This window comes from Flagellimonas marinaquae (assembly GCF_003992675.1).
Classification (GTDB): Bacteria; Bacteroidota; Bacteroidia; order Flavobacteriales; family Flavobacteriaceae; genus Flagellimonas; species Flagellimonas marinaquae.
In genome coordinates this window covers 179,187-191,437 of the sequence record NZ_RZMZ01000016.1, presented here as the reverse complement: position 1 = coordinate 191,437, position 12,251 = coordinate 179,187, and the positions used below count along the sequence as shown (strand labels likewise).

The window sequence follows — 12,251 nt, the reverse complement described above, 5'->3', positions numbered from 1 at the left end:
AAAATAAAAGCCCCGCAAATGTTCATTTTGCGGGGCATTTTCGTTGGCCTACAAGGACTCGAACCTTGAACGACTGAACCAAAATCAGCTGTGTTACCAATTACACCATAGGCCAGTACCATAAAAGCTAAATGCTATCAGCTTTTGAGCGTGCAAATTTAAAACAAACTTTGGTATCAACAAATATTTTTGAAAAGAATACACGCGATTTTTATCCCATTCCCGTGTTAAAGGTTTTCCAAAAAGGGCTAGGCTTCTGTCCTAGATTTACTAAATTCGCCACAATTCGGTTAATAACCAACTATTATGTTTGCAAAAGACTTCAAAAAATGGGATACCATCCTTGGGTGGGTTTCCTTCGCAATAGCACTTATAGTGTACGCTCTAACGGTAGAACCCACGGGAAGTTTTTGGGACGCAGGGGAATACATTTCCACCGCTGCCAAGTTGCAGGTAGGGCACCCACCGGGAGCACCTTTGCTGCAAATGATCGGAGCATTTTTTGCCATGTTCGCCTTTGGGGATGAAACCAAGATCGCACTTATGGTCAACTCGGTGTCCATCGTTTCCAGCGCCTTTGCCGTATTGTTCACCTTCTGGACCATTACCAACCTAGTGGGCAAGTTGGTCGGAAAAAAGGCCGAAATAAACAATAGTAATGCCATTGCCATTTTGGGAAGTGGACTGGTCGGTGCGCTTGCTTTTACCTTTTCAGATAGTTTTTGGTTCAATGCAGTAGAGACCGAAGTATACGGTATGGCCAGTCTGATCATGGCACTTTTGCTTTGGTTGGGACTCAAATGGACAGACAATCTGGGCGATCCACGTGGGCACCGTTGGCTCATGCTCATTTCCTTTGTGGTTGGCCTTACCTTCGGGATACAGTTCATGGGCTTTTTGGCTATTCCCTCCATAGGGCTGCTCTATTACTTCAAAAAATACAAAACCACCACCGTCAAAAACTTCTTGCTGGCCAATATCATCGTTGTCGGCATTTTGATTTTGGTCTACAAATTCTCCTTGACCTACGTTTTGGAGCTTTTTGGTTGGAGCGAAGTATTTTTTATCAACGAGATTGGACTACCCTTTAATTCAGGATCCATCATCATGGGGCTGCTTTTTGTAGCCGCCTTCTATTTTGGTTTGAAGTATACCCGAAAGTATAATTACTACAATGCCAATATCGTGGTATTATGCCTCATGTTCCTCATTCTAGGGTTCTCCTCTTGGTTGATGCTACCTATCCGGGCAAATGCCAAAACGGTGGTGAATGAAAATAACCCTGCCGATGCACGGGCCCTTTTGGCCTACTACAATAGGGAACAGTACCCTGGAGTGGACAGCCCAGTGTATGGGGCCTATTATTCGGATGCCTTTGCACCTTCGGGAGAGGACCGGGACGATAGCCCCAAGTACGAAAAAGACCTAGAGCTCGGAAAATATGTGGTGGTGAACCATTACAAGGGCGCCATACCCGGACCCAATGAAAAACACGTGGGCCTTTTGCCGCGGATGTGGAGCGACCAGCATGCTGAGAATTACATGAAATATTTCGGTGCCTTGGATTTTCGGATAAAATCCGAATATATCTCCAACAATGATCTACGGGAAGCCGTCAACCAGTTTAAAACAGCTTACTCCCAAGGAGAGCTGGACACCGAACAATATATCCGCTTTTTAAGGGAGTTCGGGGAATATATCGAGGTACAGCCCCCAACTTTGGGCCAAAACCTGGAGTATCTTTTTGATTTCCAGTTCAGCTATATGTACATGCGCTACTTTATGTGGAATTTTGTCGGGAAGCAGAACGATGTGCAGGGAAGGTATGATGAAAACGGAAATTGGCTTAGCGGTATCAATTTTATTGACAGCATCCGATTGGGAAGCCAAGAAAACCTGCCAAGCGACTGGAAGAACAACAAGGGACGCAACACCTATTTCTTTTTGCCCTTGCTTTTGGGCATTTTGGGCATTGTGTTCCAAATATCACGTAACCCGAAACAGTTCTGGATACTCTTCGTGTTCTTCATGTTCACAGGCCTTGCCATTCAATTTTATACGAATCCCTATATCTTCCAGCCACGGGAAAGGGATTATTCCCTCGTAGGTTCTTTTTATGTCTTCTGTATTTGGATAGGCATCGGGGTTTATGGACTGTTTGAAGAATTTAAAAAGTTGATATCCGCCAAAATTGCTGCACCGGCCATAACCACGATTTGCTTGTTGGCCGTACCATTGTTGATGGCCTTCCAAAACTGGGATGATCATGATCGTTCTGGCAGATATACCGCCCCGGCAACCGCAAAAGCCTATTTGGATTCCTGCCAAGAGGACGCAGGTGCCATCTTGTTTACCATTGGCGACAACGACACCTTCCCCATTTGGTACGCACAGGAAATTGAAAATTACAGAACAGATGTCCGTGTCATCAACACAAGCCTTTTCGCTACCGACTGGTACATCGACCAAATGAAACGAAAGGCGTATGAAAGCGACCCCATCCCGTCACAATTGACGCATGACAAGTACAGCTACGGAACCCGAGATGCGGTTTACTATCAAGGCATCACCGATAATAGGTGGAACATCAAGGATTTTGTAAACTGGATAGGCAGCGACAAGCCCCAGACAAAATTCAGGCACATCTTGTCCAATCAAGGAGCCGATTTGAGCAATTACTCAGAAAGCACCTTGGATATTGTGTACTATCCTACCAATAAAATCAGGATTCCGGTCAACAAGCAAAATGTGCTGGAAAGCGGATTGGTAAAGGAAAAGGATTCTGCACTTATTGTGGATTACATCGATATTGACCTGCCTCAAAGCGCTTTGGCCAAAAACAGGATTATGATGCTGGACCTTATTGCCAACAACGATTGGAAACGACCCATCTATTTCTCCGGAGGAAGTTTTGACAGTGCCGAATATATTTGGATGAAGGATTACCTCCAATTGGATGGTCTGGTATACAAATTGGTTCCGATAAAAACCCCTAACCGTAATTCCTTCGAAATGGGACGCATCGATTCCGAGTTGATGTACGACATTGTAAAGGATTGGGATTGGGGCAACTCTGGTAGTGATGATATTTACCACGATCCACAAACCCGCTCACAGGGGCTTTCCTTCCGCAGTAATTTGGCTCGATTGATGGAGACCATGATTGCGGAAAACAAGATTGATAAGGCGAAGGATGTTATCAATATTGCCATGGACAATATGCCTGTGGACCACTATGGTTTCTATGCCTTTGTGGAACCTTTTGTGGATGGCTATTACAAAGTGGGCGAAACCGAAAAGGCCCGTGAGCTGTTCGGCAAACTCAAGAAAGTATATCAGGAACATCTGGAATATTACGCCAACATTCCCTTGGATGAGCAATACGATAAAATAGACGACATCCTGTCCGATATGCAGGCCTACCGAAGGAACATCGACATCCTCATTGAAAACGGGGACAAAGAACTGGCCGAGTCTGAAACTATCATCTTCAATGAATACATCGATATGTTCTCCCAATTTGTAGATGAAGAAGAGGATGTAATGGATGAACCCATTCCCATAGACCCGGATATGGAAGATTCTGTTCTATTGGATGCACCCGATACTATTCCGGAATCCATTATCCCAGAAGAAGAACAATAGCATAAAAAAAGCGAGGCCAACACCTCGCTTTTTTTATTTGATATATTCATTAAGGATTCCAATCAATGTGTTGGCGTCCTGCTCACCGCTCTGCCGCCATACCATCTCCCCTTTTTTATAGATCATCAAGGTAGGAAGTCCTTTAATTCGCAAGGCTTGGGAAAGTTCCTTGTTTTTGTCCACGTCAATCTTTATGACCTTGCCCTTGTCACCGAGGGCAGCTGCCACATCGCTCAGCACGGGATGCATGGCGGTCGATTGCTCGTTCCATTCCGCATAAAAGTCTAACAAAACTGGGACCTGTAAATCTATGAGTTCTCCGAATTTGGACATGTATTCTAAGGTTTACAGTCAAATGTAAGAAAAAATGTGAATGTTTTTACAGTCCGTGGACTTTAGACAACCGTAGGGAATCCATTTATGTTAGCCCCCTCTTTTTTAAAGTGATTACGGAAATCTCCGGCCAAATGCCAAAACGGCCAGGGTAACCTATAAAACCAAAACCTCTGTTCACATTGATGAATTGGTCCAACTCTTTGTAGATACCTGCCCAATATTTATAGCGCCATTTAACAGGGCTCCACTTCACCCAACCTGGAATTTCCACACCGAACTGCATTCCATGCGTATGCCCGCTTAAGGTCAAATGGAAATGGTAGTCGTCATGGAGCACCACATCTTCCCAATGGGAGGGATCGTGGCTCAACAATATTTTAAAATCCTTTGGGGAAACACCTTCTTTTGCCTTTTGTAAATCGCCGGCCTTCTTGAAGCCACCTCTACCCCAATTTTCTACGCCTACCAATGCAATTTTTTGGCCATCTTTCTCCAAAAAGCGGTTGGAGTTCAACAAGAGATCAAAGCCCATTTCCTTTTGCATGGCCTTTAAATCCTCCAAGTTTTGTGCTTTCTCCTCTTCGGTATCCCAAACAGCATAATCCCCATAATCGTGATTGCCCAAAATGGAATACAATCCATCCTTGGCCTCCAAACGGGAAAAAACCTCCTTCCAAGGCTCCAACTCCGTGGAGCGGTTGTTCACAATATCCCCAGTAAAAAAGATGACATCACTCTGTTGTTCGTTGATCAGATTGACCCCATATTCCACTTTTTTATAATCATCAAAACTACCGCTATGCACATCGGAAATCTGTGTGATTTGATAATTGTGGAAGGCATCCGGAAGGTCGTCGAACTCCAGCTCATATTTTAGTACTTGATAATTATATTTACCACGGTACATGCCGTACAACAACGCCCCAAAAGGCAATGCTGCCAAACCAAGGGCAATACCACTAATAAATTTTCTTCGCGAAGGAAAATACCCGGCATCCGAATCTGAAATCCCTACAATCTTGTTGTACCCATAACCTATAACACGGATTATATCTTCCAACAATAGAAAGAAACCCAATACCAAGGCCAACAAAAAGAAAGCGGCAAAAATGGTACCCGCAATGGCAGCAGTACCCTTAAAGCCATCACCAGGGTCGTAGGTCATTACCTTAACGGTCAAGAAAATCAAGGCAGCCAAAAAGAGCACTACGTAACTCCATTGCATCAACGGGCTCTTAAAAAGTGTCCGGAATGCCTGAAAGCCATAAACGGCCAACACCACATAGAGAACTGCCAAAACGATAAATCGGGACATACAATTTTTTTACAAAATTAGGGCTAATCTACTATTAAACAGTGGTTTTTAAATTTATTTAACGGCACGCACAATAGCAGACAAAATATCCAAATTGGAAACGGCCACTTGGTCCTCCGCCAAATGTTTGGAAGAATTCATGCTGATTTTTCCACTTAGGTCCAACTGATTTCCGAAGGAAGTACCCGAACAATGAATCGCCTTAAGTCCGATAGCCTTAAAGTTTGCTGCATTTTGTGGCGATACGCCTCCCCCAGCCATTAGGGTCATCGATGTTTTTTGTTGCCAATCCCCTAAATTTTTGATGCCTTTGTCAGCAGCGGTTTCGCCTCCTGAAGTTAAAATCGTTTGCACACCCAGGTCTTCCAACTGCTTGATAGCCTCCAAAGGACCTGCAACCCAATCAAACGCCCGATGAAAGGTGAAGTGCATCGGATTGGCCAACTCAACTAGGGTCCTTGTCCGTGCAACATCAACCGAAAAATCTTCAGTCAAAACTCCAGAAACAATGCCGTCAACACCTAACGCTTTACAAGCTAAAATATCAGATTTCATCACTTCAAACTCGCTATCCGAATAGGTAAAATGACCACCTCTTGGACGAATCAGAACATGTATGGGAATTGTCAGCTCCCTTTTTACCAATTGCATCAAACCAGCAGAGGGCGTTATACCGCCCACTCCAAGCTCCGAACAAAGTTCAATCCGGTCTGCTCCTGCCCTTTCCGCATTCCTTGCCGATTCCAACGAATTGGCGCAAACTTCTACCAGCATATTGTATATTTAACATATATAAAAGTAAACATACCAACCGATGGAACGACGCAAATTCCTTAAAAATTCCAGCCTTTCCGCTGCCGGATTGGTTGCTGCCTCCAATTTGGTCGCTTGTAAAACAGAACCGAAGCCCGAAGTAGCTCCCGCTGCAACAATTCCCACTTCCAATCCCATCAAACCCATTGTGGTCTGCACCTGGAACTTTTTCAATGCTACCGAGAAAGCTTGGGAAGTACTTAACTCTGGCGGAAATGCCTTGGACGCCGTGGAGCAAGGCGTTAGGGTAGAAGAAGCGGATGAAACCAACGAGACGGTGGGCAAAGGCGGCCGTCCCGACCGCGATGGAAACGTGACCTTGGACGCCTGTATTATGGACAAGGATGGGAATTGTGGTTCGGTGGTGTGTATGCAAAATATTGTGCATCCGGTTTCCGTGGCCAGAAAAGTGATGGAAGAGACCCCACACATCATCCTAGCGGGAGAGGGTGCTGAGAAGTTTGCGTACGAACAGGGCTTTCCAAAAGAGGACCTGCTGACCGATAGCACACGAAAACAGTACGAAGAGTGGCTAAAAACATCGCAATACGAAACCACCATCAATATTGAAAACCACGATACCATTGGCATGCTTGCCATTGATGAAAATGGGGATATTGCTGGAGCCTGTACCACAAGCGGCATGGCCTACAAAGTAGCAGGACGTGTTGGCGACTCTCCTATAATTGGGGCAGGACTCTTTATCGACAACGAAGTAGGAGGGGCAACGGCGACTGGTGTTGGTGAGGAAGTCATCCGAACGGTGGGCAGTTTCTTGATCGTGGAATTGATGCGACAGGGCAAAAGTCCGCAGGAAGCCTGTGAGGAAGGCGTGAAACGTATCATGAAAAAAAATGCAGGCCGAAAGGATTTCCAAATTGGGTTTTTGGCCATCAACAAAAATGGGGAAACAGGCGGTTACTGCGTGCATCCCGGGTTTACTTATCGGGAGTATTCTGCCAATGGACACGAGAACCGAGAAGTCGTGAGCTTCTACGAATAGATATCAGAACCAAGAGCGCTACGCTTTTAGATTCAAGAATCAGGACGGCTGGTTTTATCCGTCTTGTCTCTTGTCTTTTAAGGCTAAAATCAAATCCTCTCAAATCTAATATCTCAATTCTCATATCTTTTAAACAGCAATTCGTACTTTTAATCCCTACCCTATTCTGGGGACCATTATTTTTTATTGAACATTGATATCTGAATAAAATGTCTGACCAAAAAAGACTGTTTCTTTTAGACGCCTACGCGCTAATTTTCCGTGGCTACTATGCCCTGATCAAGAACCCACGAATCAACTCCAAAGGGATGGACACCTCAGCCATTATGGGGTTTATGAACTCCCTTTTTGATGTGATCAAGCGCGAACAGCCCGACCATTTGGCCGTGGCCTTCGACAAGGGAGGCAGCGTAGAGCGGACCGAAATGTTCGAAGATTATAAGGCAAATCGGGATGAAACACCTGATGCCATCCGTATTGCCGTTCCCTATATTCAGCAGATTTTGAAGGCCATGAAGATTCCCGTTGTGGAATTGGAAGGCTACGAGGCCGACGACCTTATCGGTACCTTGGCGAAACAGGCCGAAAAAGAGAACTACAAGGTGTTCATGGTAACGCCTGACAAGGATTTTGGGCAATTGGTGAGCGAGAATATTTTTATGTACCGTCCAGCTCGAATGGGAAACGGTATCGAAATTTGGGGTATCCCCGAAGTGCAAAAACGCTTTGGCGTGAAGCGCCCCGAACAGGTCATTGATTATTTAGGAATGATGGGCGATGCCAGTGACAATATTCCTGGACTGCCCGGTGTAGGTGACAAAACGGCCAAAAAGTTCATCGAACAGTTCGATTCAATGGAAGGGCTGTTGAGCAATACCGACCAGCTCAAGGGAAAAATGAAAGAGAAGGTGGAAGAGCATGCCGAGTTGGGCCGTTTATCCAGACAATTGGCAGAAATCAAAACGGACTGTGACGTACAATTCCATGCGGAAGACTACGAAATGTGTCCGCCCGATGCCGAAAAGGTCCAAGAGATTTTTGAAGAACTCGAATTCCGTAGGCTCAAGGACCAGTTCATCAAATTATTTACCGAAGAAGCGGAAGCGACCACCCAAGTGACGAGCACCCCAACCGCCAAGAAAGAGGCCAAAGTAGCGGGCAGTGGTCAGTTTACCCTTTTTGGTGGCGACCCGTCGGAGGCCGCGGCCACCATCAAAGATGTGAACAGCCGCATGACCATTGGCGACGTTCCCCACTTTTATCAGAACGTGCAGGATGGTTTAGGGATGGAACTCTTTCTGGAAATGCTGATGAAGCAACCCTCCGTCTGTTTTGATACCGAGACTACCTCCCTAAATCCGCTGGAAGCCGAATTGGTGGGTATTTCATTTAGTTGGTCGCCCGGCAAAGGGTTTTATGTGCCCTTCCCCGACAATCAAAATGATGCACAACCGTTGATTGAAAAATTACGTCCTTTCTTTGAATCGGAAACCATTGAAAAGGTGGGACAAAACCTCAAATATGACATCAAAGTGATGCAAAACTACGGGGTGGAGGTCAAAGGAAAATTGTTCGATACCATGCTGGCCCACTACCTCATCAACCCCGATATGCGCCACAATATGGATGTGCTGTCCGAGACCTACCTCAACTACACACCCATTTCCATCACCGAACTCATCGGAAAAAAGGGCAAGAACCAACTCAGTATGCGCGAGGTTCCTTTGGAAAAACAAACGGAATATGCTGTGGAGGATGCAGATATCACGTTTCAACTGGGGCTGAAATTTACTCCAGAACTCAAGGAAGCCCAAACGGATACATTGTTCGATGAGATTGAAATTCCGTTGCTCCGCGTATTGGCAGATATGGAGTTGGAAGGCATCAATTTGGATAAGGCTTATTTGAACGACCTTTCAACAGCGCTTGAAAAGGACATTGCGGAACTGGAAAAGAAAATCTATGCTGATGCAGGCGAAGAATTCAACATTGCCTCCCCCAAACAATTGGGCGACATCCTTTTTGGCAAGTTGAAACTGGTGGATAAGCCGAAAAAGACCAAAACAGGTCAATATTCCACTTCGGAAGATGTACTGTCCTACTTGGCAAAGGACCACGAAATCATCAAAAACGTGCTGGACTACCGCGGATTGGCCAAACTAAAAAGCACCTATGTGGATGCCCTGCCGAATGAAGTCCAACAAAAAACAGGTCGGGTGCATACCGATTATATGCAAACGGTAGCCGCTACAGGCCGTTTGAGCAGCAACAATCCGAACTTGCAAAACATCCCCATCCGTACTGAGCGCGGACGGCAAGTGCGTAAGGCCTTTATCCCAAGGGACGAGAATTACGTCCTCTTGGCGGCGGATTACTCCCAAATTGAGTTGCGTATTATCGCGGCCCTGAGCGAGGAGGACACGATGATCTCCGCATTTAAAAATGGGGAGGACATTCACGCTTCCACGGCATCCAAAGTATTTAATGTGTCGATTGACGAAGTGACCCGCGAACAGCGTAGCAACGCCAAAACGGTGAACTTTGGGATTATTTATGGGGTGTCGGCCTTCGGGTTGAGCAACCAAACGGATTTGAGCCGTTCCGAAGCCAAGGAGCTTATCGACACCTACTACAAGACCTATCCCAAATTACGCAATTACATCAGCGAGCAGGTAGATTTTGCCCGTGAGCATGGTTATGTGCAAACGGTGTTGGGGCGCCGTAGGTATTTAAAGGACATCAACGCGGGGAACCAAGTGGTGCGCGGTGCCGCAGAGCGAAACGCCGTGAATGCCCCCATTCAAGGAAGTGCCGCGGACATCATTAAAATTGCGATGATCAACATCCATAAAAAGCTTTCCGAAGGAAAGTACAAGACCAAAATGCTGCTGCAGGTTCACGATGAATTGGTGTTTGATTGTTACAAACCCGAGTTGGAAGAAATGAAACAGCTCATCAAATCGGAAATGGAGAATGCCTATAAACTCTCCGTGCCGCTAGATGTGGAAGTGGGCATTGGTGAGAATTGGTTAGAGGCGCATTAGAAGCCTAACCTTTAATGAGAATTATCAAAATAGTGTAAATGAATGAAAAAGAGGTGACAAAGTATTTTGATTTTACCGTCAATAAATTATCTGACCCTTCTGGATTATTCTCTATTAATAATACCCTTTTCGATGAGTTCAATCCAAAATCAGCAAATGAAAGAGAAGAATTTCTGGATTTATGTGATGAAATAAAATCCTTTGGAGTCAATCATGGATATTTTAAAATTATAGGTAAACCAGCAAACAATAGTGGTTATTTCAAATTGACAGAAAAAGGGATTGAACTAAAGAAGTTTGGAAAAGGTCATGAAAAATTTCAAAAAGGATTAAAAAAAGAACCGTTAACCCGATACCAAAAGATATATCTGACATTCTTTATTCTTTTTGGGATAATCGGTGCTATCCGTCTTTTCATTCCTTCCCACATCAACAAAGGAAATGAAAACAACCAAACCATAGAAAATCAAATTAAAGCAACTAGAAGCTTAAAATTCAGTCTTAAAAATACATCTGAATTTGATCTTAAGGACATAACTATAGGCTTACCGGATACAGCTTTGACTTACAATTTTCTTGCCAAGAATACTCAAACAGAATGGACTCATGTTAAATCTGCATTTCATTATGGGTTTGTAAGATTCTTTGATACTAAGAATAGAAAGTATTTTATCCAGCCCATCGATTATATGGGTGAGAAGGCATTTGAAAAAGGAGAGCTTACTTATGTGATAAAAAATATTGATTCTATCAATCAAGCTTTTGAGCTAGACTTTGATTATATGGATGAATCAAATATCAAATAATTTATTATTACCACATTTTTCACTAGTTGAACTCCAAAAAAAATGAAACCCTCCAAACACATCCTCCCCGTCATCGTGTTGTCGCAGTTTTGCTGCACCTCGCTTTGGTTTGCGGGCAATGGAGTCATGCGTGATTTGGTTGCCACCTTTGGGTTAAGTGAAAGTGCGGTGGGACATTTAACCTCAGCAGTGCAGTTTGGGTTTATCCTCGGTACCCTTGTATTTGCCATGTTATCCATTGCTGATCGGTTTTCGCCATCCAAGGTATTTTTTGGCTGTGCTGTTTTGGGGGCACTCTTTAATTTGGGTGTGGTTTGGGACGGTAACGGACTGGCGAGCATCTTATCCTTTCGGTTTTTGACGGGCTTTTTTCTCGCGGGCATCTACCCCGTAGGCATGAAGATTGCCGCCGATTACTACGAAAAAGGATTGGGCAAATCCCTCGGTTATTTGGTCGGTGCGCTGGTGGTCGGCACCGCATTTCCCCATTTGCTCAAGGAAATGACCCATACCCTGCCGTGGAATACCGTTTTGGTGTCCACTTCCGGCTTGGCCGTTTTGGGCGGCAGCCTGATGATTGCGCTCGTTCCCAATGGCCCTTACCGAAAACGGAGCCAACAGCTTCAATTATCCGCCTTCGTCCAAGTGTTCCAAAACCGAAATTTTCGCTCGGCCGCCTTCGGCTATTTTGGCCACATGTGGGAGCTGTATACTTTTTGGGCCTTTGTCCCGATCATGCTGCAAATCTATGCGCTTGCCCATCCAAACACCCACTTTCCCATTCCCTTATTGTCCTTTGTCATTATTGCCGTAGGTGGCTTGGCCTGCGTATTGGGCGGTTATCTGTCCCAAGTGGCCGGAACCAAACGCGTAGCTTCCATCGCTCTTCTCCTCTCTGGGGTTTGTTGTTTGATTTCACCCTTACTTTTCATGCAGGGGTCAACCACCCTTTTCATCGCCTTTTTACTATTCTGGGGCATGGTCGTAATTGCCGATTCCCCTCTCTTCTCCACCTTGGTGGCCCAAAACGCTTCCGCAGAGATCAAAGGCACCGCTCTAACCATTGTGAACTGTATTGGATTTGCCATTACCATTGTCAGCATTCAATTGGTAAATGAAGTTCGAATATGGACCGGCTCCAACATGGTTTACATGGTTTTGTCCATAGGTCCCATTTTAGGGTTAATAGCCTTGGCTTCGAAGAAAAGAGGTTAAAAACACATCCGAAACTGTTCCAAACCTCTTTGATTTAATCCGTATCTTGGGGCATCCTATTTTATAACCAAACT

8 protein-coding genes and 1 tRNA gene are annotated in these 12,251 nt (G+C 45.0%); 5 read left to right on the top strand and 4 right to left on the bottom strand.

The window, feature by feature from the left end; all coding sequences use genetic code 11:
- Positions 1–43 precede the first annotated feature (43 nt).
- Positions 44–115: transfer RNA gene (locus EO130_RS14590), tRNA-Gln, on the bottom strand.
- 191 nt (positions 116–306) lie between these two features.
- Here EO130_RS14590 and EO130_RS14585 point away from each other — a divergent pair.
- Positions 307–3,645 (top strand): glycosyltransferase family 117 protein, encoded by a 3,339-nt coding sequence (locus tag EO130_RS14585; protein WP_127142271.1) that lies wholly within the window; start codon positions 307–309, stop codon positions 3,643–3,645.
- Positions 3,646–3,678: 33 nt separating this feature from the next.
- On the opposite strand, the gene EO130_RS14580 is transcribed toward EO130_RS14585, so the two are convergent.
- The 3 genes from EO130_RS14580 to EO130_RS14570 all read right to left on the bottom strand — a co-directional run bounded on the left by EO130_RS14580 (position 3,679) and on the right by EO130_RS14570 (position 6,070).
- Positions 3,679–3,978: a thioredoxin family protein gene (locus EO130_RS14580; RefSeq protein WP_127142270.1), complete on the bottom strand. Its 300-nt coding sequence runs from the start codon at positions 3,976–3,978 to the stop codon at positions 3,679–3,681.
- 85 nt (positions 3,979–4,063) lie between these two features.
- Positions 4,064–5,296, bottom strand: coding sequence for a metallophosphoesterase (locus EO130_RS14575; protein WP_127142269.1), 1,233 nt, complete (start codon positions 5,294–5,296; stop codon positions 4,064–4,066).
- 54 nt (positions 5,297–5,350) lie between these two features.
- Positions 5,351–6,070, bottom strand: coding sequence for a copper homeostasis protein CutC (locus tag EO130_RS14570; protein WP_127142268.1), 720 nt, complete (start codon positions 6,068–6,070; stop codon positions 5,351–5,353).
- Positions 6,071–6,110: 40 nt separating this feature from the next.
- Between EO130_RS14570 and EO130_RS14565 the strand changes: the two genes are divergently transcribed.
- The 4 genes from EO130_RS14565 (at position 6,111) to EO130_RS14550 (ending at position 12,177) form a co-directional block, all read left to right on the top strand.
- On the top strand, positions 6,111–7,112 hold the full coding sequence (locus EO130_RS14565; RefSeq protein ID WP_127142267.1) for an isoaspartyl peptidase/L-asparaginase family protein: 1,002 nt from the start codon (positions 6,111–6,113) through the stop codon (positions 7,110–7,112).
- Positions 7,113–7,321: 209 nt separating this feature from the next.
- Positions 7,322–10,156: a DNA polymerase I gene (gene polA / locus EO130_RS14560; protein ID WP_127142266.1), complete on the top strand. Its 2,835-nt coding sequence runs from the start codon at positions 7,322–7,324 to the stop codon at positions 10,154–10,156.
- A 38-nt stretch (positions 10,157–10,194) separates the two neighbouring features.
- Positions 10,195–10,962, top strand: coding sequence for a hypothetical protein (locus EO130_RS14555; protein WP_127142265.1), 768 nt, complete (start codon positions 10,195–10,197; stop codon positions 10,960–10,962).
- Positions 10,963–11,004: 42 nt separating this feature from the next.
- Positions 11,005–12,177, top strand: a complete 1,173-nt coding sequence (locus EO130_RS14550) for an MFS transporter (RefSeq protein ID WP_127142264.1) — start codon at positions 11,005–11,007, stop codon at positions 12,175–12,177.
- Positions 12,178–12,251 lie beyond the last annotated feature (74 nt).